Annotated in this window: 16 protein-coding genes, 1 tRNA gene and 1 pseudogene; 11 read left to right on the top strand and 7 right to left on the bottom strand. The window is 65.5% G+C overall.

Annotated features, from left to right (window positions below):
- Position 1 precedes the first annotated feature (1 nt).
- Positions 2-3,103 carry an efflux RND transporter permease subunit gene (locus ACVIJ6_RS30250; RefSeq protein WP_456775700.1) on the top strand — a complete coding sequence of 1,034 codons (3,102 nt, stop codon included), beginning with the start codon at positions 2-4 and terminating at the stop codon, positions 3,101-3,103.
- 136 nt (positions 3,104-3,239) lie between these two features.
- Here ACVIJ6_RS30250 and ACVIJ6_RS30245 read toward each other — a convergent pair.
- Positions 3,240-3,329, bottom strand: a tRNA-Ser gene (locus tag ACVIJ6_RS30245).
- A gap of 938 nt (positions 3,330-4,267) precedes the next feature.
- Between ACVIJ6_RS30245 and ACVIJ6_RS30240 the strand changes: the two genes are divergently transcribed.
- Both ACVIJ6_RS30240 and ACVIJ6_RS30235 read left to right on the top strand, forming a co-directional pair.
- Entirely contained in the window at positions 4,268-5,188 is a 921-nt protein-coding gene (locus ACVIJ6_RS30240; protein WP_456777111.1) for a septal ring lytic transglycosylase RlpA family protein, read from the top strand.
- A gap of 352 nt (positions 5,189-5,540) precedes the next feature.
- Positions 5,541-6,623 (top strand): acyltransferase family protein, encoded by a 1,083-nt coding sequence (locus ACVIJ6_RS30235; protein WP_456775699.1) that lies wholly within the window; start codon positions 5,541-5,543, stop codon positions 6,621-6,623.
- 42 nt (positions 6,624-6,665) lie between these two features.
- Here the strand turns inward: ACVIJ6_RS30235 and ACVIJ6_RS30230 are convergent, their stop codons facing one another.
- Positions 6,666-7,619: an alpha/beta fold hydrolase gene (locus ACVIJ6_RS30230; protein WP_456775698.1), complete on the bottom strand. Its 954-nt coding sequence runs from the start codon at positions 7,617-7,619 to the stop codon at positions 6,666-6,668.
- Positions 7,620-7,787: 168 nt separating this feature from the next.
- On the opposite strand from ACVIJ6_RS30230, the pseudogene ACVIJ6_RS30225 reads away from it, so the two are divergent.
- The 7 genes and pseudogenes from ACVIJ6_RS30225 to ACVIJ6_RS30195 all read left to right on the top strand — a co-directional run bounded on the left by ACVIJ6_RS30225 (position 7,788) and on the right by ACVIJ6_RS30195 (position 15,420).
- Positions 7,788-9,049 (top strand): annotated as a pseudogene (locus ACVIJ6_RS30225) (D-alanyl-D-alanine carboxypeptidase family protein).
- A gap of 4 nt (positions 9,050-9,053) precedes the next feature.
- Positions 9,054-9,734 (top strand): dTMP kinase, encoded by a 681-nt coding sequence (tmk, locus tag ACVIJ6_RS30220; RefSeq protein WP_456775697.1) that lies wholly within the window; start codon positions 9,054-9,056, stop codon positions 9,732-9,734.
- Positions 9,731-10,771, top strand: coding sequence for a DNA polymerase III subunit delta' (locus ACVIJ6_RS30215; protein WP_456775696.1), 1,041 nt, complete (start codon positions 9,731-9,733; stop codon positions 10,769-10,771). Before tmk ends, ACVIJ6_RS30215 begins: the two co-directional genes overlap by 4 nt.
- A gap of 70 nt (positions 10,772-10,841) precedes the next feature.
- On the top strand, positions 10,842-12,998 hold the full coding sequence (gene metG, locus ACVIJ6_RS30210) for a methionine--tRNA ligase (RefSeq protein WP_456775695.1): 2,157 nt from the start codon (positions 10,842-10,844) through the stop codon (positions 12,996-12,998).
- Positions 12,998-13,789: a TatD family hydrolase gene (locus ACVIJ6_RS30205; RefSeq protein ID WP_456775694.1), complete on the top strand. Its 792-nt coding sequence runs from the start codon at positions 12,998-13,000 to the stop codon at positions 13,787-13,789. The genes metG and ACVIJ6_RS30205 overlap by 1 nt, the downstream gene beginning before the upstream one ends.
- Positions 13,786-14,583 (top strand): MBL fold metallo-hydrolase, encoded by a 798-nt coding sequence (locus ACVIJ6_RS30200; RefSeq protein WP_456775693.1) that lies wholly within the window; start codon positions 13,786-13,788, stop codon positions 14,581-14,583. Before ACVIJ6_RS30205 ends, ACVIJ6_RS30200 begins: the two co-directional genes overlap by 4 nt.
- A 207-nt stretch (positions 14,584-14,790) precedes the next feature.
- The gene (locus ACVIJ6_RS30195) at positions 14,791-15,420 is read left to right on the top strand and encodes an antibiotic biosynthesis monooxygenase family protein (protein ID WP_456775692.1); all 630 of its coding nucleotides are present in this window, start codon (positions 14,791-14,793) and stop codon (positions 15,418-15,420) included.
- A 101-nt stretch (positions 15,421-15,521) separates the two neighbouring features.
- On the opposite strand, the gene ACVIJ6_RS30190 is transcribed toward ACVIJ6_RS30195, so the two are convergent.
- The 3 genes from ACVIJ6_RS30190 to ACVIJ6_RS30180 are packed head-to-tail and all read right to left on the bottom strand — an operon-like array spanning position 15,522 to position 20,136.
- The gene (locus ACVIJ6_RS30190) at positions 15,522-17,165 is read right to left on the bottom strand and encodes an acyl-CoA synthetase (protein WP_456775691.1); all 1,644 of its coding nucleotides are present in this window, start codon (positions 17,163-17,165) and stop codon (positions 15,522-15,524) included.
- Positions 17,166-17,193: 28 nt separating this feature from the next.
- Entirely contained in the window at positions 17,194-19,080 is a 1,887-nt protein-coding gene (locus ACVIJ6_RS30185) for a TRAP transporter large permease (RefSeq protein WP_456775690.1), read from the bottom strand.
- Between the two features lie 36 nt (positions 19,081-19,116).
- Positions 19,117-20,136 carry a TRAP transporter substrate-binding protein gene (locus tag ACVIJ6_RS30180; RefSeq protein WP_456775689.1) on the bottom strand — a complete coding sequence of 340 codons (1,020 nt, stop codon included), beginning with the start codon at positions 20,134-20,136 and terminating at the stop codon, positions 19,117-19,119.
- 469 nt (positions 20,137-20,605) lie between these two features.
- Between ACVIJ6_RS30180 and ACVIJ6_RS30175 the strand changes: the two genes are divergently transcribed.
- Positions 20,606-21,433 carry a hypothetical protein gene (locus tag ACVIJ6_RS30175; RefSeq protein WP_456775688.1) on the top strand — a complete coding sequence of 276 codons (828 nt, stop codon included), beginning with the start codon at positions 20,606-20,608 and terminating at the stop codon, positions 21,431-21,433.
- A 50-nt stretch (positions 21,434-21,483) separates the two neighbouring features.
- Here the strand turns inward: ACVIJ6_RS30175 and ACVIJ6_RS30170 are convergent, their stop codons facing one another.
- Positions 21,484-22,968, bottom strand: a complete 1,485-nt coding sequence (locus ACVIJ6_RS30170; protein ID WP_456775687.1) for an ATP-binding cassette domain-containing protein — start codon at positions 22,966-22,968, stop codon at positions 21,484-21,486.
- Entirely contained in the window at positions 22,965-23,894 is a 930-nt protein-coding gene (locus tag ACVIJ6_RS30165) for a branched-chain amino acid ABC transporter permease (RefSeq protein ID WP_012044158.1), read from the bottom strand. The genes ACVIJ6_RS30170 and ACVIJ6_RS30165 overlap by 4 nt, the downstream gene beginning before the upstream one ends.
- Positions 23,895-23,896: the final 2 nt, after the last annotated feature.

The following is a 23,896-nucleotide window of genomic DNA, read 5'->3' as shown; positions in this document are numbered from 1 at the left end:
GATGGCCCTCAACATCTCCGCCTGGTCGATTCGGAAGCCTATTCCATCGCTGGTGCTATTCGGCGTCCTGATCGTGCTCGGTGTGGTCAGCCTGAAGACCCTGCCGATCACGCAGATGCCCAATATCGACATCCCCATCGTCACCGTCACGATCGCCCAGACCGGTGCTGCGCCGAGCGAGCTGGAAACGCAGGTCACGAAGAACGTGGAAAATGCGGTCACCGGGGTCGTCGGGGCCAAGCACGTCACGTCGAGCATCTCTGACGGCGTGTCCGTGACGACCGTCGAGTTCCAACTGGGGACGCCGGCCGATCGTGCGGTCAATGACGTCCGGAACGCGATAGCGAATATCCGGTCGGAGCTTCCGCAGAGCATCGAGGAACCTTCGATACAGCGGGTCGAGGTCGGAGGGATGGCCATCGTCACCTATGCCGTGTCGATGCCCGCTTGGACAGCCCAGCAGGTGTCCTGGTTCGTCGATGACGTCATCACGGGAGCGCTCCAGGGCGTTCGCGGCGTCGCGCAGGTCAAGCGCGCCGGCGGCGCCGATCGTGAAATCCGGGTATCGCTGCAGCCCGACCGGTTGATCGCGCTCGGCATCACGGCGGCGGACGTGAACGCGCAACTGCGAGCGACCAATGTCGATCTCTCCGGCGGGCGCGGTGAAGTGGGGGCGGGAGAGCAGACCATACGCATGCTCGCGGGGGCCGCGACGATCGACGGACTGGCCAATACCGCGATCGTGCTGCCTGGCGGCCGAAGGACTGCGTTGAAGGAAATTGCCACGGTCATCGATGGCGCGGCTGACGCACGTAGCTTTGCTCGCCTCGATGGACGACCGGTGGTCACCTTTGGTGTCTTCCGTGCGAAGGGCTTCTCCGACGTGGCCGTCGCAGAGGCCGTCGCGAAGAGATTGGAGGTACTCGCCAACGAGCATCCCGATCTGTCCGTGTCCGAGATCGACAGCACGGTGCGCTATACCAAGTCCGATTATAGAGCCACCATGCAGACGTTGACCGAAGGCGCCATCCTCGCGGTCGTCGTCGTGCTGATTTTTCTGCGCGACCTTCGCGCGACGGCAATTTCCGTGCTTGCGATCCCGTTGTCGATCCTCCCAACGTTCTGGGTGATGGACATCATCGGGTTTTCGCTGAACGCCGTCAGCCTGCTCGCGATCACGCTGGTCACCGGCATCCTGGTCGATGATGCGATCGTCGAGATCGAGAACATCGTCCGCCACATCCGGATGGGCAAATCAGCCTATCGCGCCTCGCTCCAGGCGGCCGACGAGATCGGACTCGCGGTCGTCGCGACGACCATGACCATCGTTGCCATGTTCATGCCGGTCAGCCTCATGGACGGCATCGCCGGTCAATACTTCAAGCAGTTCGGCCTCACGGTCGCCATCGCAGTCACGTTTTCCTTGCTGGTCGCAAGGCTGATCACGCCGCTGCTTGCGGCGTATTTTCTTCGCGCCCCTCAGCGTCATTCCGAAGGGCACGGAGTGATCATGCGGCACTACCTCCGCATGCTCGAATGGTCGCTTCGCCGCCGCTTCGTCACGCTCGCGTTTGCGGGGCTGGTCTTCCTGGGCTCGTTGATGGTCGCAGGCTCCTTGCCGCTCGGCTTTCTGCCAACCGATGACCTGTCGCGGTCGGTTCTCCTGATCGAGCTGCCACCGGGCTCGACGATCGCGGATACCGCGGCCGCCGCCGACCGCATCACGGCCCTGCTCAAGAAACGGCCGGAAGTCAGGAGCGTCTATGCGGTCGGCGGCACCGCCGGCGCCCACGGGCTGAGCGTCACCGCCGGTGACGTGCGCAAGGCCACCATCATCGTCGACCTCGTTGCGCGTAGCGACCGGTCGCACGGCCAGAAGGCCTTCGAGCACGACATGCGCGCGGCGCTCGGCGCGATCCCGGATCTTCGCTACAGCTTCGGCAACGGCGGCGGCGGACGCGAATTCACGCTGATCCTTTCCGGACGCGATGGCGCCGTGGTCGAGCAAGCGGCGCTCGCGGTGGAGCGGGACGCCCGGCAGAACGTGTCCGTGCTCGCGAATGTCGTCTCGACCGTGGCCCTCGCCCGGCCGGAGATTCGCATTCTGCCGAGGCTGGAGGAGGCTGCTGATCTTGGAATCTCCGGGACGCAGATCGCCGAAGTGGCGCGGATTGCGACGATCGGCGACGTCTCCGCACATCTGGCGAAGTTCTCGGCCGTCGACCGGCAAGTGCCAATCCGCGTGCAACTCGACGGGCGAGCTCGAGGCGATCTATCGACCCTCGATATGCTGCGGATCAAGGCCAAGTACGGCACCGTACCGTTGGCTACGGTCGCTGAGGTCGGCTTTGGCGAGGGGCCGATGACCATCGAACGCTATGACGGCAGGCGTCGCGTCGCCATCGAGGCCGATCTCGTCGGAAGCACGCCACTCGGCGAGGCCATCGCGCAAGTCATGGCGCTGCCCTCGGCACGAAACCTGCCCGCCGGGGTGACGATTGCAAGGTTCGGCGATTCAGAGATCATGGAAGACGTGTTTTCGAGTTTTTCGTTCGCGATCGCTGCCGGCGTCCTCATGGTGCTCGCCGTCCTCGTTCTGCTCTTCGCCGACGCGATGCATCCGATCACCATCATCTTCTCCATGCCGCTGTCGGTCGGCGGAGCGCTGCTTGCGCTGCTTCTGGCCGGCCATGCCATCAACCTCTCGGCCATTATCGGATTCCTCATGCTCATGGGAATCGTAACGAAAAATGCGATTCTGCTCGTGGACTTCGCCATCACAGAGGTCGCGAGCGGTGTCGAACGCACGACGGCGTTGATCGAAGCCGGCCGCAAGCGCGCTCAACCCGTGATCATGACCACAGCGGCCATGACCGCAGGCATGGTTCCTTCTGCATTGGGACTCGGCGAAGGCGGCGCGTTCCGTTCCCCCATGGCGGTCGCATTGATTGGCGGGCTGCTCGCCTCGACCTTTCTAAGCCTTGTCTTCGTGCCGGCCGCCTTTACGATCATGGACGACCTCGGCCGGATTCTAGACAGCAAGCTCTCGCGCTTCATCGGACCGAAGGACGAATTCAAGCTCGACGGGGATCAGCAGGTCTGAGCCGATGAGCAAGAGTTCAAGGCGCTGATCGACGGCATGCGCGACGAGGTCGTAACTCGGGATGGGACCCTGCGGCACGACCTAGCGGTCGCAATCGCCGTGGAGACGCGCTGGGGCGCCGGACTCCGATCAGGACTGGCGGAAGGGGTGGGATTCGAACCCACGGTACCCTTGCGGGCACGCCGGTTTTCAAGACCGGTGCCTTAAACCACTCGGCCACCCTTCCATCCGGTGCTGGTCCGGAACAACGCGATCGCATGCGTCGCCGCTCGCCAGCCTCACCACACTTGTTTAGGGTGTTGCCTTGCGGCTCGTCAACGGCGCTGCATCAGAGATGCGCGCCATCATGCGTTGCGGAATTCGTTGTGAACCCGGCCCGGTCGAGGCTGATGGCGACCGGGGGCGATCATTCGGCCGGCGTCGGGCCGGCAGGGCATGGCACCGCTCTCGCGCGGGCCGTACCGAGGCCTCCTCACCTGAAAGCAAGTGCGATCAGGCCAGAGCACAGGATTGCCGTGCTCACCGCTGCCAGGGCGAGAAATCCGCCCGAAAGCATATCTTGATGTTGCATCCACCAGCGCCTGCGTTCTGCCGCTGTCACGCGCGCGCTCGGCGACTGGACAAAGGCAATGTGCAAACGGCCAACTTGCAGAACTGGTGCTTCAAGCCGTCTCTGAAGCAACCCGGCCCGTCACGCGGGCCCGTTCGACATCAGGCCCGGAAACGCACGCCCTCAAAGGCGTGAGCGAGGAAGATCCCGGCGCCAACCAAGCCCATCACTGCGGTAACTGCTTCGATCATAGCGAACACATCCTGTTGCGCCCCGCGAGAAGGAAACGACGTGCAGCCCTGCACAGTCAAAATGATTCAGGTCCCGGAAAATGAGATCAGACTGAGTTGAGGATTTCGAGCAACATATGTGACCAAAAAGGTGCACTCGAAACACGATCGTGCTGTGTAGGTGGGTGACGAGAGCGACCTTCTCGCGTCAGTTGCGGCCGTAAAGCTCCGATTAACCACGGCGAGCCCACCCCATTTCCGCCGTGTTCGGGTTGCGTTATCCTTACTCGATGAGTTGCGGGGATGCGACTCGGGGACAAGCCGGGACGATTCGAGCCTGATCGCGTGCTCGGGCGGGCTGCCGGCGTAGTGGTAATTGGGTCGATGGGGATTGGTCAAACACATCCGGTCGAGAGAGCGGTGCGTAGCGCTGTCGCCGTCCTCGCCTGCCTGATGGTCGCGAATTGCGCCTCGTCGAACAAATTCGCCAGCAAGGTCGATCCGAAATACGGCGTGTCGTCGAGCCCGCGTGTGGTCGGCTTCGGCGAGCCGGTGCCGAAGGGCGGCGGTGTCTACCGGGTCGGCAAGCCCTATACCGTCGCCGGCAAGACCTATGTGCCCGAAGAAGACACCAACTATCGCGCCGAAGGCATGGCATCCTGGTATGGCGATGACTTCCACGGGCGCCTGACCGCCAATGGCGAGGTGTTCGACATGGCCTCGCTGACGGCGGCGCATCCGACCCTGCCGATGCCGAGCTATGCCCGGGTCACCAACCTCGCCAATGGCAAATCGCTTATCGTCCGCGTCAACGATCGCGGCCCGTATCATGCCAACCGGCTGATCGACGTCTCCAATAAGGCGGCTGACCTGCTCGAGTTCAAGGGCACTGGCGTCGCCCGCGTGCGCGTCGAATATGTCGGCCGCGCTCCGCTGGAGGGATCCGACGACGTCCAGTTGATGGCGACGTTGCGCACGGGCATCCCGGCGCCGGCGCCCTCCCTGGTCCGTGTCGCCTCGGCCAAGCCGTTCGTGCCCGACGTCGGCGCAGGCCGGCCGATTCGCGGCGAGATACCGCTGCCGGAGGGCCGTCCCTATACGCTGGGCAACGGCTCGGCCGACCTGGCCTCGATCGCCGCAACGTCGGAAATGTCGGCGTCCAGCAGGACGCGGGGGCGGAGCCTCGATAATCCGCGCGCCGTCTCCTATGATCAGAACGGCCGGTACGCCGCGCAGGGCAGGGCAGAGGCCAATGATGGCGCCGACGAAGCCCGAGACATCATGAGTGGTCGCGGGCTGTACTGATTGGGGTCCGCTGACATCGACGAAGCTCCTCGCGTCGGCTGACGCGGCCGGCTTGGCGCGAACAGTTGGCGCCCCACTGTTGAGAACATCCGCTGTCGAGCCCGGCCAGGGATAAACCGGCTCGCAAAAGGCCGGGGCTTCGCCCGCGCGCTCGAGCTGGGATTCGGTGTTGCCGTCGCGGGTCTTCAGAGCGCATCGGGAGCCTGCGTGCCCGTCGCTGAGTTCCACCGTGACGGCCCGCAGTCGGTGTCATGTCGACGGCCGGCGGTGGATCGGCTAGCTAGGCATCTGCGATAGTTGCGGCAGCACAGGCGTGATTCGCCATTGTTCAAAGCCATCGGCGACCCCGACAATGTTTTCGAGCACGTTATCGACCTATATGAACCTCGTGCGCGGGATCGCAGCCATGGCTGTGGTGCTGTACCATATCCGCGACAACGGACTGAGCCCCGTGTGGCTCCGCCCGTGGCTCCCGCCGAACGGCCAGGCCTATGTGATGATCTTCTTCGTCATCAGCGGCTTCGTCATCGCGCATCTGGCAGACCGCAAGACCGCCTCGGAGTTCGTCACCGATCGAGCGGTTCGGATCTTTTCGGTTGCGTTGCCGACATTGGTGATCTGCGCGCTGCTGTCAGTTCTGCTTCCGGCCGCCTCGACGAAATATCCTGAAGCGCTCGCGCATCCATTCGCAAGCTTTGCGCTATGCGCTGTATTCCTCAACGAATCGGTGGCGCTGGACATTCATCCATTTCTGGATGGGCCATATTGGTCGCTGTCGTTTGAAGTGTTCTACTATCTGATTTTCGGCCTGTGGATCTATGCGGACCGTTTCAAGCTGCTGCTGACTGCGATGGCCTGTGCGGCCGCCGGTCCGAAGATCCTCTTGCTGTTTCCGTGTTGGCTCGCCGGCGTCGCCGTCCACCGCGCGACGCGGATCAGCAATGACAACGCGCTGCTGACCTGGACCGCCGTCATCGTCGTGCCGCTGCTCCTGCTGGCGCTGCTTGGCATCAGCAAGCAATCCTTGAACGTCGTGTCGCGCGACCTGGTCGGCTATGTCGAGCACTCCGGAGAATTTCTCCGCAATTGGCTCGTCGCCGCTGCCTTTGCCGTTCACCTGTGGGGCGTCTCGCGCCTGCATGCTCGCATTCCGGCGTTTCTTGCCGATGCCGCGAACCGCTTTGCGGGCATGTCGTTCAGCCTCTACCTGCTTCACCTGCCGATTCTGCTCGCGGTGTTCGCGCTGCTCAGGGATCAACAACAAGCCGACCAACCGAGCATCGGCGTCGTCCTGATCGTACTGTCGGCCGCCGTGGCGGGCTCGTTCATCTTTTCAGAGGTGACCGAGCAGCGTCGCCATGTCGTCCTTGCGTTCGTCCGTCGGCAGTTGGTGCGCGTGCGCGCGACGGACGCCGCCGTTCCGAGCCGGAGTTGAGATGTCCCAATGGGGGGCCGGCTCGCGCCCCCATGACGAGCGTTAGCTCTGCGGCGCCACCTCGCGCAGGAATGCGATCAGCGCCGCGTTCACCTCGTCGGGACGTTCCTGCTGGATCCAATGCCCCGCGCCGGCGATGATCAGCTTGCGCCGGAGATCGGGAAGCACGCGCTCCATGTCCTGAACGCGCTTGGCGCCGATCAGTCCGGTCACGACCGCGTCCTCGCCGCCGGCGATGAACAGCGACGGTTGGCGGATCGGCGCATCCTGCCAGGGCGCGGTGAGCTCCCAATTGCGATCGATATTGCGGTACCAGTTGAGGCCGCCGCGAAAACCGGAAGCGCGATAGGCGTCGACAAAATGAGCCAGGTCGTCCGCGCTGAGCCATGCCGGCAAGGGCAGGTCGGTATCGACCTCACCGAGGAAGCCCTTATCTGGCGTGACGAAGAGCGACTGCGGATCGGAGAAGCCGCGCGCCAGCATCGTGCGCATCGTCAGCGCGACGTCGCGTTCGAGCTCCGCCTCGGCGACCCCGGGCGCCTGAAAATACTGCCAGTAGAAAGTCTCGATGCCACCAGCCCGCAGCATGTCGAGCGGCCGGGCGCGGCCGCGGAACGGGGGAGGCACGCTCAGGCCTGCCACGGCCTTGAACAGGTCCGGCCGGAACAGCGCGGCGTGCCAGGCCACCGGCGCGCCCCAATCATGGCCGATGATCACCGCGTCCCGCGCTCCGAGCGCGCCCACCAGCGCGACCATATCGCCGACGATGTCGAAGATCGAATAGGCGCCGATGTCGGCCGGCGCCTGCGAACCGCCGAAGCCGCGCATGTCCGGGGCCACCACGCGATAGCCCGCGGCGGCGAGCGCCGGGATCTGGTGCCGCCAGGAATAGGACAGCTCGGGCCAGCCGTGGCACAGCAGCACGAGCGCACCTTCGCCTTGCTCGCGCACGCAGAGTTCGATGCCGTTGACCTTGATCATCCGCGTCGATGACATCGCTTTCCCCCTCGATTGATTGATTTTTGATTGCCGGTCCCGGAATGCTATCGCACCCCGCGCGAGGCGGCGCAAATTCCGGGACAGCGGCCACCTCCGCAGGACTGCCGTGTTGTTTGCGCCGCAGCCAGCTGTTAGAAACGGCCCGCGCGCTCCAGGGCTTGGCCGATGGCTTTCATGACCTCACCGTTCCGCCGCTCCGGTTTCATGACCGGGCGGACAACCCGCGCGATTGTGGCATTGACAGCGGCCGTGGCGATCGGCTGGAGCGGGATGCTCTACGCCGCCAATCAGAGCGTGCAGGGCGCGCGCAAGGAGGAGGGCGGCTTCGACGGCGACGCGCCGACCGCGATCCTGATGGAGGCCAACAGCGGCAGCGTGCTGTTCGAGAAGAATGCCGACGAGCTGCGCGCGCCGTCCAGCATGATGAAGCTGATGACCGCGGAGGTGGTGTTCAATGCCGTCAAGGAAGGTACGATCAAGCTCAACGACGAATACCGGATCAGCGAAAATGCCTGGCGCCGGGGCGGCGCGCCGTCCGGCGGCTCGACGATGTTCGCAGCCCTCAACAGCAAGGTCTCGGTCAGCGACCTCCTGCATGGCGCGATCATCCAGAGCGGCAACGACGCCTGCATCGCGCTGGCCGAAGGCATGGCGGGCAACGAGAAGATCTTCGCCGCCGACTACATGACCAAGCGGGCCCGTGAGCTCGGCCTCACCAAATCGACCTTCGCCAATTCCAACGGGCTGCCGGATCCCGGCAACAAGATGACCGTCCGCGAGCTGGCGATGCTCGCCCGCCACATCATCCTCGACTTTCCCGAGTTCTATAAGATCTTCGGCGAGAAGGAATTCACCTGGAACAAGATCCGGCAGCAGAATCGCAATCCGCTGCTGAATGCGATGGAGGGGGTGCCGACGGCCTGAAGACCGGGTTCACCAAGGAGGGCGGCTACGGCATGGTCGGCTCGGCCGTGCAGAACGGCACCCGGCTGATCGTCGTGGTCAATGGCCTCGAGGATCCCGAGGACCGCGCCACCGAGGCCAAGAAGATGCTGGAATGGGGGTTCCGCAATTTCGAGACCCGGACCCTGTTCGCCGCCGACCAGCCGATCGGCTATGCCAAGGTGTTTGGCGGTGAGAGCCGCTCGGTCAAGCTGTCGAGCCCGGTGCCCGTCAAGGTCATGGTACAGAAGAATGGCGGCGACAAGCTGATCGCGCGCATCGTCTATAGTGGACCGGTGCGCGCGCCGGTCGAGCCCGGACAGAAGGTCGGGGTTGTCAGGGTCTGGCGCGGCCCCAATATCGCCATGGAGGCGCCCGTCTATGCCGCGGAGGCGGTGGAGAGAGGATCGACGATGCGGCGCGCGATCGATGGGGCCAGCGAGCTCGTGATCGGCATGTTCCGCGCCGGGGCCGAGAAGCTTTAGAGAGATGGCGGATGTAGCTTTGAAACGTGGTCCTGGCCGCGGCCGATTCGTCACCTTCGAGGGCGGCGAGGGCGCCGGAAAATCGACCCAGATCAAGATGTTGGCGGCCCGCTTGGAGAGCGAGGGGATGCGCGTCGTGCTGACCCGCGAGCCCGGCGGATCGCCCGGCGCAGAGATCATGCGCCACCTCGTTTTGTCGGGCATGGGCAAGCTGCTGGGCGCGGAAGCGGAGACCCTGCTGTTCGCCGCCGCGCGCGACGACCACGTCCGCAACGTGATTCTCCCGGCGCTGAGCCAGGGCAGCTGGGTGCTGTGCGACCGCTTCTTCGACTCGACGAGGGCCTATCAGGGCAGCCAGGGCAAGGTTGCCCCCGATGTACTCAACGCGATGCAGCGGGTCACGATCGGCGACCTCAAGCCGGACCTCACCCTCATCCTGGATGTGCCGGTCGAGGTTGGCCTGAAGCGGGCCGCGGCGCGGCGCGGCGCCGGAGCGCCGGACCGGTTCGAAGCCGAGGACATCAAGTTCCACAAAGGGCTGCGCGACGCCTTTCACAAGATCGCCGCCGACGATCCCAAGCGTTGCGTGCTGATCGATGCGACCGCCGGCCCGGAGCCGGTGTCGCTGCTCGTCTGGGACGCGGTCCGCGAACGCCTGTTCACGCCTGTGGCAGCGGCGTCATGAGCGCGCGCAAGGTCGAAGCCGAGGTCGCGGTCCGCCATCCGCGCGAGACCACCGCACTATTCGGCCACCGCGAGGCCGAAGCCGCGCTGCTGGCGGCGTATCGCAGCGGCCGGATGGCACATGCCTGGCTGATCGGCGGTCCGCAGGGGATCGGCAAGGCGACGTTGGCCTATCGCATGGCGCGGTTCGTGCTGGCGCATCGTGATCCCACCTCGACTGAGGTCCGCGCGGCCGATTCGCTGCACGTCGCTCCCGACGACCACGTCGCCCGCCTGATCGCCTCGGAAGCCCATGGCGGGCTGCTGACCTTGGAGCGCTCGGCCAACGACAAGGGCGTGCTGCGGACCGTCATTACCGTCGACGAAACCCGCGAGACCATCTCGTTCTTCGGCTCGACCGCGGCGGTCGAGGGCTGGCGCGTGTGTATTGTCGACACCGTCGACGAGCTCAATCCGAATGCGGCGAATGCCTTGCTCAAGATCCTCGAGGAGCCGCCGCAGCAGTCCCTGTTCCTGCTGGTCAGCCACGCGCCGGCACGGGTGCTCGCCACCATCAAGTCGCGCTGCAGAAGGCTTGCGCTGCGGGCGCTGTCGACCGACGATGTGATCAGCGCCGCCGCCGAGGCCACCGGCATGGCGGCTGGAGATCCCGCGCTTCGCGACGCCGCCCGGGCGTCCGAAGGCAGCGTCTCCCGCACCTTGATGCTGATGGGCGGCGACGGGCTGCAGCTGCAGAGCCGGACGACGGCGCTGCTGGCGAGCTTGCCGCGAATAGACCCCGGCGAGCTGCATGCGCTGGGTGATGCGCTCGGCACCAGCGACCGTGTGGCGCTTGCAAGCTTCCTCGACAGCATCGAGCGCTGGGTCGCGGAGCGGCTCCGGACTCAAGATCCCAATGCGGAACTGCCGCGCCTTGCACGACTGGCGGAGGTATGGGAAAAGATCGTCCGCGCCGCGCGCGACACCGAATCCTATAATCTGGAACGAAAACCGCTGGTTTTCTCAGTGTTCGGGATGCTCGCCGAAGCCACGCGGTAACCGCGCCGACCATCATCCCGGGATCGCCAGGATCAATTCGCCGACCGACGTCGTCAAAGAGGAATTTGCCGTGGCTAAGGCCAGCAAGACCACCGTGAAGAAGGGCAAGCCCGCGAGCGCCGCGAAGAACAAGGCTGCCGGCAAGTCGCCCGCAAAAGCCAAGTCGCCCGTGAAGGCCGGCGCCAAGACCAAGGCGAAGGGCAAGGACGCCAAGGACAAGGCCACCAAAGCAAAGGCTGCCAAAGGCAAGGCGGCCAAGACGGCGCCGGCCAAGGCCAAGAGCAAAGCCCCGAAGGCCAAGGCGACCAAGGTCGTCGCCAAGAAAGCCGTGAAGGCGCCTGCCAAGAAGGTCGTCGCCAAGCCTGCCGCAACTGCAGCCAAGAAGCCGGCCGCAACGAGCAAAGCCGCGCCTGCGAAGAAGCCCGCGGCCAGCAGACAGCCGGCCGCACCGAAGGCGGCTGCGCCGGCCGTTGCAGACGCGCCGAGGCCGCAGCGCGCCGCCAAGCCGAAAGCGCCGCGCAAGCCGAAGGTCGAAGCTGCCGAGACCGTTGAGATCGAGACCGTTGAGATTGAGGTTCTTGAGATCGAGGCTCCTGAGAGCGAGGCTACCGAGGGCGAGGTCGCTGAGACCAGCGCGCCGGAGGAGGCGGACTCCGCGGCGCCCGCCGCAGCCGCGCCCGCAGACAACAACACGTTCTACGTCACGACAGCGATCGCCTATCCCAACGGCAATCCGCATATCGGCCACGCCTATGAGGCGATCGCGACCGATGCGATCGCGCGCTTTGCGCGGCTCGACGGCAAGGACGTGTTCTTCCTGACCGGCACCGACGAGCACGGCCTGAAGATGGTGCAGACCGCGCAGAACGAGGGCCTGACGCCAGGTGAGCTCGCGACCCGCAACGCTGGCCGCTTCCGCGACATGGACGAGCGGCTGAACGTCTCGTTCGACCGCTTCATCCGCACCACCGAGCCGGCACACCACAAATCGGTGCAGGCGATCTGGAATCGCATGCTTCAGAACGGCGACATCTATGCCGACAGCTATGCCGGCTGGTACTCGGTGCGCGACGAGGCCTATTACGCCGAGGACGAGACGGTCGTCGGCGAGGACAATGTCCGCCGCGGTCCGCAGGGCACGCCGGTCGAATGGGTCGAGGAGAAGAGCTACTTCTTCCGCCTGTCGGCCTATCAGGACAGACTGCTCGCACTCTATGAGAGCCAGCCGGACTTCATCGGCCCCGACGCGCGGCGCAACGAGATCATCAGCTTCGTCAAGGGCGGGCTGAAGGACCTGTCGATCTCGCGCACGACGTTCGACTGGGGCGTCCGCGTGCCCCATGACGACGAGCACGTGATGTATGTCTGGGTCGACGCGCTGACCAACTACATTACCGGCGTCGGCTTCCCCGACGAGAACGATGCGAACTGGAAATACTGGCCGGCCGACGTCCACGTCATCGGCAAGGACATCATCCGCTTCCACGCAGTGTACTGGCCGGCCTTCCTGATGTCGGCGGGCGTGCCCGTGCCGAAGCGGGTCTATGCCCACGGCTTCCTGTTCAACAGGGGCGAGAAGATGTCGAAATCGGTCGGCAACGTCGTCGATCCGTTCAATCTCGCCGACCAGTATGGCGTCGACCAGCTGCGCTACTTCTTCCTGCGCGAGGTGCCGTTCGGCCAGGACGGCAACTACAATCACGAGGCGATCGTCGCGCGCATCAACGCCGACCTTGCCAATGACCTCGGCAATCTCGCGCAGCGCTCGCTGTCGATGATCGCAAAGCAGCTCGGCGGCGTGCTACCGGAGCCCGGCGAGTTCTCGGCCAACGACAGAGCGATCCTGGCGGAGGCCGACGCGATGATCGGCGCCGCGCGGAAGGCGATGGCGACGCAGCAGATCCACCAATGGCTCAACGCCGTCTGGTCGGTCGTGGCCGAGGCCAACCGCTATTTCGCGGGCGAGGCGCCGTGGGCATTGGCCAAGACCGATCCGAAGCGCCAGCACACCGTGCTCTACGTCACCGCCGAGGTGATCCGGCAGGTCGCGATCCTGACCCAGCCGGTGATGCCGACCGCGTCGGCGAAGCTGCTCGACAGCCTCGGCGTCCCCGAGGATGAGCGCAACTTCGCGCGGCTCGGCGGCGAGGTCCGGATTGCCGCCGGCACGCAGTTGCCGGCACCGCAGGCGGTGTTCCCGCGCTACATCGAGCCGACGGCGGCGTGATGCTGGTCGACTCTCACTGCCATCTGGATTTTCCGGATTTCGCTGAGGATCTGGACGGCATCGTCGCGCGCGCCGCCGCCGCCGGCGTCGGCCGCATGGTGACGATCTCGACGCGGGTGCGAAGGCTGCCCGAGCTGCTCGCCATCGCCGAGCGGTTCGAGAACGTTTTCTGCTCGGTGGGCACGCATCCGCACAATGCGGATGAGGAGGACGGCATCTCCGCCGAGGAGCTGATCGCGCTGACCCAGCATCCCAAGGTGGTCGCGCTCGGCGAGGCCGGGCTCGACAATTTCTACGACCACGGCTCCAAGGACGCCCAGGAACGCGGGTTCCGCGCGCATATCGCGGCCGCGCGCGAGACCGGCCTGCCGCTGGTGATCCACACCCGCGAGGCCGATGACCAATGCAGCCGTATCCTCGAGGAGGAGATGGCGCGCGGAGCTTTCAAGGCCGTGCTGCATTGCTACACCGGCGGACGCGAGCTGGCGATGAAGGCGATCGGTCTCGGACTGCACATCTCGTTTACGGGCATCGTGACGTTCAAGAAGTCGGACGCATTGCGCGCGCTCACCGCCGAGGTGCCAGCCGACCGCATCATGATCGAGACCGACGCGCCATATCTGGCGCCCGGCAAGTTCCGCGGCAAGCGCAATGAGCCGTCCTATGTGGTCGAGACCGCGAAGGTGCTGGCGGAGACGCGCGGCGTCTCGCTCGATGAGTTCTCGCGCCAGACCACCGAAACCTTCTTCAAGCTGTTCTCCAAGGTGCCGCGGCCAAAGGAGGCTGCATGACGCTGACGCTCACCATCCTCGGCTGCGGCTCCTCGGCCGGCGTGCCGCGCCCGGCGCTGGGGTGGGGCGCCTGCGATCCCAACAATCCCAGGAACCGCCGCCGGCGCTGCTCACTGCTGGCCGAGCGCCGCGGAGTGCACGGCGTGACGCGTGTCGTGATCGACACCTCGCCCGACCTCCGCGAGCAGCTGATCGACACGCAGGTCGATCACATCGACGCGGTGTTTCTCACGCACGAGCATGCGGACCAGACCCATGGCATCGACGATCTGCGTTCTGTCGTCATGCACCAGCGGCGGCGCATTCCGGTGTACCTGAACCAGTCGACCGCCAAGGACATCATGCACCGGTTCTCCTACTGCTTCATCTCGCCACCCGGCAGCGACTACCCGCCGATCCTGACCCAGCATGCGATCGAGGCCGGCGAGACCCAGGCGGTGGAAGGCAAGGGCGGCGAATTGAAGCTGACGGCGTTCCTGGTCCAGCACGGCAACATCCCCGCACTTGGCTACCGCATCGGCAATGCCGCCTACACGCCTGACCTCAACGACATTCCCGAGGAAAGCTGGGGGGCGCTGGAGGACCTCGATGTCTGGATCGTCGACGGCCTGCGCCCGGCGTCGCATCCGAGTCATTTCTCGGTCAACGACGCGCTGGCCTGGATCGAGCGCTTCAAGCCGAAGCGCGCCGTCATCACCAACATGACCGCCGATCTCGACTACGAGGTGCTGCGCCAGAGCCTGCCCGACGGCGTCGTGCCGGCCTATGACGGCATGCGGCTGGAAATCGGGTAGGGCACGTACGCTACCACTGGCGTCATTGCGAGGAGCCGAAGGCGACGAAGCAATCCAGAGTCGTCGGGATAACCCTGTTGCTTCCACCTTCGCTCTACAAGCTACGGCGGACAAGTCGCTTCGCCCGCAATGACGATCACAGATGCAGAGTGCACCGGCGACGCTATTGGTCATTCGGCGGACTCTCGATCAGTTGGAGGCACTGCCATGCTGTCGCTGTTCTTCGAGGTCGAGGTCAAGCCGGGTCGGCTCGATCAGTATCTGCAGCTCGCCGCCGCGCTGCGGCCGGAGCTCGATGCGCTCGGCGGCTGCCTGTTCCTCGACCGTTTCAGGAGCCTGTCGCGCGACAATCTGATCCTGTCCTACCAGATCTGGCAGGACGAGGGCGCCATGACCGCCTGGCGCGTCCACGCCCATCACCACGACATCCAGACGCTCGGCCGCGACAAGGTGTTCTCCGACTATCGCCTGCGCGTCGCCGAGCTGATCCACGAGGTGAAGCCGGGGCTGGCGGCTTGGCAGCCGGAGCGGCGCGGCACCTACAACGATCCGAAGCGGCGTGCGCCGACATATGCCCTCGTGGTCGAAACGGCGGAGCCGCGGCTGAGCAGCGGGACGGACCTGCCGGTCGAGAGCTTCTCCAGCGTCTATCGCGAGGGCCGCTTCGCGCATCTGGTCGAGCTGCCGGACGAGGCCACCGGCCTTGCGCTGAGCGCGCAGTTGCTCGCCGAACCCGGCGCCGACAACATCCGCATCGTCGAAGTCACCCGGGACTACGGCATGTACGACCGCCGCGAAGCGCCGCAATATTATCCGGAGAACAGCAGGGATATCTAATTTAGTCTCCGTCATTGCGAGCGGAGCGAAGCAATCCAGAGTCCTTGCTCGGCCCTGGATTGCGCTCGCAATGACGGCTCGGTTGATATCGTGCCTTTCAGCTACGCCGAGATCGCCTTGGCTGAGTTGACCTCGTTGCGCAGCAGGAATTTCTGGATCTTGCCGGTCGAGGTCTTCGGGATCGGGCCGAACACCACGACCTTGGGCGTCTTGAAGCCGGACATGTGGCTGCGGCAATAGGCGATGATCTCGGCTTCGGTGGCTTGCGCGCCGTCCTTCAGCTCGATGAAGGCGCAGGGCACCTCGCCCCATTTCGGATCGGGCTTGGCGACGACGGCGGCGAACAGCACCGCGGGGTGCTTGTAGAGGATGTCCTCGACCTCGACGGAGGAGATGTTCTCGCCGCCGGAGATGATGATGTCCTTGGAGCGGTCCTTGATGATGACGTAGCCGTGCGCGTCGAGCACGCCGAGATCGCCAGTGTGGAACCAGCCGCCGGCAAACGCTTCCTGCGTGGCCTTCTCGTTCTTCAGATAGCCCTTCATGACGATGTTGCCGCGGAACATGACCTCGCCGATGGTCTCGCCGTCGCGCGGCACCTCCTGCATCGTCTGCGGATCGAGCACCGTGACGGCTTCCTGCAAGGGATACGGCACGCCCTGGCGGCGCTTCAGTTGCGCGCGCTCGGCCGCCGGCAGGTCGTCCCAGCCGGGTTGCTCGGCGCAGACGGAGGCGGGGCCATAGACTTCGGTGAGGCCGTAGACATGGGTCAGCTTGATGCCGATGCTCTCGGCGCCTTCGAGCACGGCGACCGGCGGTGCCGCGCCGGCGATCAGGCCAATCACAGGCTTGTCGCGCTTGCCCTTGGGCGCGTCGGGCGCGTTGATCAGCACGTTGTAGACGATCGGCGCGCCGCACATATGGGTCACGCCGTGGGTCTTGATCAGCTCGAAGATCCTGGTCGGCTCGACCTTGCGCAGGCAGACATTGACGCCGGCGGCAGCGGCCATGGTCCAGGGGAAGCACCAGCCGTTGCAGTGGAACATCGGCAGGGTCCACAGATAGACCGGATGCTGGCCGAGTCCACCGGCGAGAATGTTGCTGACGGCGTTGAGATAGGCGCCGCGATGATGGGTGACGACGCCCTTGGGGTTGCCCGTGGTGCCCGATGTGTAGCTCATCGCGATCGCGTCCCACTCGTCGGCGGGACGGCGCGGCCGGAAGCCGGGATCGCCGGCGGCGACCGCGGCCTCATATTCGGTCTCGCCGATACGGCTGCCACCGGCATACGAGGCGTCGTCGACGTCGATGACGAACGGCTTGGTGCCGCTCATCAGTTTCAGCGCCTCGCTGATCACGCCGGAGAATTCCGGATCGACCAGGATGATCTTGGCCTGGCCGTGATCGAGCTGGAACGCGATCGACGCCGCGTCGAGGCGGATGTTGAGCGTGTTGAGCACCGCGCCGGTCATCGGCACGGCAAAATGGGCCTCGTTCATCGCCGGGATGTTCGGCAGCATCGCCGCCACGGTGTCGCCGACGCCGATGCCACGGCCCGCAAGATAGGACGCGAAGCGCCGGCAGCGCTCATAGGTCTGGTGCCAGGTGAAACTGCGGCCCTCATAGACCGTGCTGACATGGTCCGGATAGACGGCCGCGCTGCGCGCCAGGAAGCTGAGCGGGGTCAGCGGCACATAATTGGCCGCGTTCTTGTCGAGTCCGAGCTGATACTGGTTCGTGCTCATCGTCACCCTCCGTCATCGTCTGAAGAGTTTACAGGAACCCGATCGAAATCCACGGAAAAATCGCAACCACGATGAGGCCGATGAGAAGCGCCAGCAGGTAGCCCCAGATCGGGCGGATGCCCTCGGCGGGATCGACCCGGCCGATGGCACAGGCGGCGTAATATCCGACCCCGAATGGCGGCGCGAACAGGCCGATTCCCATCGCCAGGATGATCACCATGGCATAATGCACCTCGTGCACGCCCACTGCACGGGCGATTGGAAACAGCAGCGGCCCGAACAGCACGATCGCCGGAATGCCCTCCAGCACGCTGCCGAGGATGGTGAAGGCCACGATCGAGACCGCGATGAAGGTCGCCGGGCCGCCCGGCAAGCCCGTCATGGCCGCAGCCAGCGCGCGCGAGAAGCCGGACTGGGTCAGGCCCCAGGCCATGCCGGTCGCCGTGCCGATGATCAGCAGGATGGCGCCGGACAGCGCCGCCGTCTCGATCAGCATCGGCATCAGGCGGCGCCAGTCGAAGCGGCGATAGACCAGGAGGCCGGCGAGCACGCCGTAGACGATGCCGATGGTCGAGACTTCCGTCGCCGTGGCGATGCCCTCGACCACAGCGGCGCGGATCACGAAGGGCAGGGCCAGGGCAGGGACCGAAACGAGGAACGCCTTGCCGATCTCGGCGCCAGTCGCGCGGCGCACCCCGCTCATGTCCTCGTGGCGATAGCGCCACCACACCAGCGCGCACAGCGTGAAGGCCAGAACCACGCCCGGCAGCAGGCCGCCGGTGAACAGCGCCGCGATCGACACGCCGGTGACCGAGCCGATCGTGATCAGCACCAGGCTTGGCGGGATGGTCTCGGTCTGCGCGCCGGTGGCGGCGAGCAGGGCGACGAGATCGCCGGGCCGGGCACCGCGCGCCTTCATCTCCGGAAACAGCACCGGCGCGACCGCAGCCATGTCGGCCGCCTTGGCGCCGGAAATCCCCGAGACGAGATACATCGCGCCGACCAGCACGTAATGCAGTCCGCCGCGGACGTGGCCCAACAGGCTCGCCAGGAACGCGACCATCGCGCGGGCCATGCCGGTCATCTCGATCAGCAGGCCCAGGAACACGAACAGCGGCACCGACAGCAGGATGAGATGGCTCATGCCCTCGTCCATGCGACCGACCAGCACCATCAGTGGCGTGCGCGTCGTCAGAGCCAGATAGCCGAAGATCGCGAGCCCGAAGGCGAACGCGATCGGCACGCCGGCGAAGACGCAGAAGCCGACCACGCCGACGAAGAAAATCACGAGGTTGATGTTGCCGAGCGGCTTCAGCACCGGCTGTGCCATCCAGAACAGCGCCACGATGGCCGCAATCGAAAACACCGCCAGCAGCATCGTCCTGGGGCGCGCGGCGCGGGCGAGGCGGATCAGCGCAAACAGCGCCATCAGCCCGACGCCGACCGGCAGCGCTGCGGCGCGCCAGATGTTGGCGATCTGCAGCGCCGGCGTCGTGATGTAGCTTTCCTCGTAGGCGTAGTCCCAGGACGGCCAGGCGATCATGATCAGGAAGGTCAATGCGGCCGCCGTCGCGACGAGATCGAGATAAGCGCGCAGGCTGGGACTTGCGCGCGCCACCAGCGCGGTCATGCGCATGTGCTCGCCGCGACGGAACGCGACCGCCGCGCCGAGCATCGCGAGCCACAGGAACAGTATCGAGGCCAGCTCGTCCGACCAGATCAGCGGCTTGTGCAGCACGTAACGGGCAACGACGCCCGCGAACAGGATGACGATCTCGGCGACCACCAGCAGCGCGGCCGGGATCTCGACCAGGAGACCCAGCCCCGCCTCGAGCGTATCGAGAAAGGATCGGCGGCGAGGGTGCTCGATGACCACCTCGCCGATCGCAATTTCCGTGAACTCGGCATGCGCCATGACGTCACCCGAACGCGCCTACGACGCCCCTAAACGCTACGACAGCTTGCCGACGGCCTTCTCGAGCAGCGCCCAGGCCTCGTCGCCATACTTGCCCTTCCACTCGGCGTAAAAGCCGGCGGTGCGCAGCTTGTCGCGGAATGGCACCACGTTGGGCTGATTGAAGGTCAGGCCCTTGGAGGCGAGCTCCTGCTGCAGGCCGGCATTGAGCTTGGCGACGTCCTCGCGCTCCTTCACGGCCGCGGCGTTGATGTGCTTGGCGACGATCGCGCGCATGTCGGCCGGCACGGCCTCCCAGGCGCGACGGTTGGCGAGGAACCAGAAGCCGTCCCACATGTGGTTGGTCAACGAGCAGTATTTCTGCACCTCGTAGAGCTTGGCGGTCGAGATGATCGCCAGCGGGTTTTCCTGGCCCTCGACGACCTTGGTCTGCAGCGCCGAATAGACCTCGCTGAAATTGATCGAGGCGGGCGCGGCCTCGAACGCCTTGAACATCGAGGTCCACAGCGGCGACACCGGTACCCGGATCTTGAAGCCCTTGAGATCGTCGGGACCATTGATCGGCTTGGTCGACGACGTCGTCTGGCGGAAGCCGTTGTCCCAGATCTTGTCCATGACCATCAGGCCGGCCTTGTTGATCTGGCCGCGCACGTAAGCGCCGAGATCGCCGTCCATGGCTTTCCAGACCGTGTCGTAATCCGGGAAGGCGAAACCGATGCCGTTGATCGAAGCGGCCGGCACCAGCGTGGCCAGGATCAACCCGGAGAGCGTAAAGAACTCGACGCCGCCGGAGCGAATCTGGCTCAGCATGTCCGTGTCCGAGCCGAGCTGGTTGTTCGGGAAGATCTGCAGGTCGAACTTGCCGTTGGTCTCGGCCTTGATCGCTGCCGCCATTTCCTTGGCGCGGACGTTGAGCGGATGCGTGTCGGGCAGGTTGTTGGCGTATTTGTAGGTGAACTCGGCGCTCTCAGCGCGCGCGACATACGGGGCCGCAATCCCACCCAGGACGGCTGAAGCCGCTGACATCTTCAACAGCGCGCGTCGTGACAGGCTCATTCTCGTTTCTCCCTGAGAAGCTTCTTCTTGTTGCATCGGACGCCATGACAGCGCGGACGAATCCGGCGACGCTGTCGACGTCATCTGCGCTTATTGCAGCGATGAGCCGTAGCAGCAATATCGGCGTTCGCTGCACGCGGTCCGGCACGGCCATCCAGCGAGAGGGAGCAGCCTCATGGTCCGGGGAACAGGCCGCGCCAACCCGGATCTGCCGCACATCCAATTCGCATAAGGTATATTATGGAATATTTATATGGCGTGGAGAATCATGGGTTTGCGGTCAAATGTTCGGAATTCAATCCAGCCGTAAGCGTCCGTCCGCGAATCCAGCGCCATGACGGCGGCGTCCCGGCCGCTGTGCCAAATCGCCTCTCGCTTGTCACCACCCAGTCTTGGTTTGGTCAAAGCCCTTGGGTCAAAGCGCTACCCGAGGTTTGGGCACGGGCGTATCGCGAATGGGACCGAGGACATGCCAGTTCAGTCGGCGCCGAAGGAAGTTGATCCGGGTGATGTCGCGCTGTCGCCCGATCATGAGATCTGCGAGGAGATCTATCAGCGCGTCTTGACCGAGGTGCGCGCCCGGATCGATCAGCGCATTGCCGATATCGAAGCCCAGGCGGTGTCGCTGCCCGTCGAAGCCGGTGATCCGGCCGATGACGGCGAGCCCCGCGGCCTGCAACAGCCGCCCCGCCGACGGCCGTTGTTGCGAGCCGCCGTGACGCTGGTGGCGTCCGCTGGACTGGTCGGGGCTGTCGTCACCTTGGCGCGAGACCATCGGGAGACCATCCATTCGGTCACCGAACGGATCGATGCGGCGGTCCAGGCCGTGCGTGACAGCTTTCCCAAGGCGGCTTCAGGCGCTGGGCCCGAGGTCGCCACCAGCGCAGCGACCGCCGCCGTCGTCGCGCAGCCGGCTGCGGTCGCGCTAGCACCATCTTCAGCAGCCCCCTCGACACCTGCACCCGAGCCCCCGACGACGAGGTCGAGCGATCCATCTTCCGCGATGGCGGAGGCTCCGCCGGAGCGAGACATGCCGTCTGCGCCGGAGCGCGACCTGATGCCCCTGCTCGACAAGATCGCGCGTGACGTGACGGATCTGCAGACCGGGCTTCGTGAGCTCAAGGCCAGCCAGGACCAAGCCAGCCGCGATCACAGCAAGGCCGTCGAACAGCTGCAAGCCAGCCAGGACCAGCTCGCACGGGCGTTCCGGGCCGCGAAGAACGAAGCCGTTGGTGCCGCGACCGCGGCGCGCCTGCCGCCGCGACCGCCTCCGCCGCGCTCGCCTCGATTTCCCTGAGGCCAGGGGCAGGGTGGCAGAGACTGCCCTGCCCCCCTGGCCCGTCTCACTTACAGATAGGTCGCCGCGGCCTCGGCTTCGAACCGGTCTGGCGGCCCTTCCCAGACGATCTTGGCATGATCGAGCACGTAGACGCGATCCGCATGCGGCAGCGCGAAGGTGACGTTCTGCTCGCCGAGCAGCACCGTGATCTTGGTGGTCTCGCGCAGGCGATCGAGCGCCTTCGACAGCGTCTCCAGGATGACCGGCGCGAGGCCCAGCGTCGGCTCATCGAGAATCAACAGCTTCGGCTTCATCATCAGCGCACGCGCGATCGCCAGCATCTGCTGCTCGCCGCCGGACAGCGTGCGCGCCAGCTGCGGCTGCCTGGTCCTGAGGATCGGAAATAGGCCGAACAGCCATTCGAGCCGCTCGGCGCGCTCGGCATCGGACAGCGCATTACCGCCGAGCTCGAGATTTTCACGCACGCTCATGTCGCCGAACAGCTCGCGCGTCTCCGGGCATTGCACGATGCCCGAGCGCGCGATCGCGGCCGCCGTGCCGCCGACGAGGCTGCGCCCTGCCCATTTCACGTCGCCTGAATATGGCACGAGCCCGGAGATGGCGTTGAACAGCGTCGTCTTGCCGGCGCCGTTGAGGCCGACCACGGAGACGAACTCGCCCTTATGGACGTGCAGCGAGACATCCTGCAGCGCCTGCGCCTTGCCATAGAGCACGCCGACCTTGTCGACCTGAAGCGCCGGCGTCGTGTCTTCGAAGCTCGCCTCGGGACGCGCGGTCGACACCAGGGCGCCGCCGAGATAGACGCGGCGCACCGTCTCGTCCTGCATCACCTCGCTCGCTTTGCCCTCGGCGATCCTTTCGCCGAGATACATTGCGAGCACACGGTCGACCAGCGCCGACACGCTCTTGACGTTGTGATCGACCAGCAGCACGGCGCGGCCGTCATCGCGGAATTCGCGAATCAGGTTGGAGAAGTCGGCCACTTCAGATGCCGTCAGGCCGGCGAAGGGCTCGTCGACCAACACGAGTTTCGGGCTACGCGCCACCGCCTTCGCAAGCTCCAGCCGGCGCAGATCGGCGAAGGCCAGCGTCGGTGGCCGCCGGTCGATCACGCCGCCGAGCCCGACACGCTCGGCGATCGCCCGCGCTCTGGCATCGACATCCTTGTCGGCGAACAGCCGCGTCAGCTTGTCCGGCAGCAGCGCGACCTTGATGTTCTCCAGCACGGTCTGGCGCGCCAGCGGCCGCGAATGCTGAAACACGAGCCCGACGCCCATGCGCGCGATGCGGTGCGACGGCAGGCCGGCCAGCTCCACGCCGTCGAGCTTGACCGAGCCTGCGGTCGGCCGCTCCACGCCCATCACGCTCTTCATCGCCGTCGACTTACCGGAGCCGTTCGGCCCGATCAGGCCGAGGATCTCGCCCGGCCGGATCGAGAAGCTCAGATTCTTCACGGCGACGAGGCCGCCGAAGCGCTTGGTGAGGCCGCTGACCTCCAGCATCGGAGCGCCGCTGATGGTCTGCACACTCATGCTTTGGCCCCTCCCCTGATGATGCCGAGGAAACCGTCGGGGAAGAACAGGATGACCACGAGCGCGATCACCGACACGATCAGCGTGGCGAGCTCGCCGAGCGGCCGCAGCAGCTCGCCCATGCCGATCAGGAAGATGGCGCCGATTGCGGCGCCGATCACGGTGCGCCGGCCGCCGAGCACCGCGGCGATGATGATTTGCACGCCGACGCCGACATCGACGAAGGTCGAGACCGAGGCGGTGCCCATGTAGAACACCATCAGCGCGCCGGCGAGGCCGGAGAAGAACGCGCTGACGACGAAGGCGGCGAGCTTGTGCTTCGTCACGTTGAAGCCGAGGGCGCCGGCCTGGATCTTGTCCTGCCCACTCGCCTGCAGGATCAGGCCAATGGCGCTGCGCGACAGGCCGAACAGGATGGCCCCGCTCACCAGCATGAAGCCGAGCGCGATCCAGTAGTTGGTCTTGGCATCGATCGAGATGACGTCAGGCACCGCGAGGCCGATCTCGCCACCGGTCAGACCTGCGGCGACGACGATGAAATTCTGCAGCATCAGCACCGCAACCAGCGTCGTCAGGCCGAAATACGGCCCGCTGACGCGCAGCGCCGGGAGCGCCAGCACGACGCCGCCGACCACGGCCGCCAGCGCGCCGGCGGCGATGCACAGCCAGATCGACAGGCCCGGCGAGAAATGCGCATCGAGAATGCCTGCCGTATAGGCGCCGACGCCGATCAGAAAGGTTGGCCCGAAATTGACCTCGCCGGCAAAGCCGAACAGCAGGTCCCAGGACATCGCGAAGACCGCCGTGTAGTACGCGACCGTCAACAGGCCGAGGACGTAGCCCGAAACGTAGGTCGGCAGCACCAAGGCGACGATCACGGTGAGAGCGCCAATCCAGAACAGTCGCGAGGTGACGAAGTTCGGCATGC

It is taken from the genome of Bradyrhizobium sp. USDA 4369 (assembly GCF_054056435.1).
Note: the sequence above shows the minus strand (reverse complement) of the source record. Positions and strands in the feature narration are given on the sequence as shown.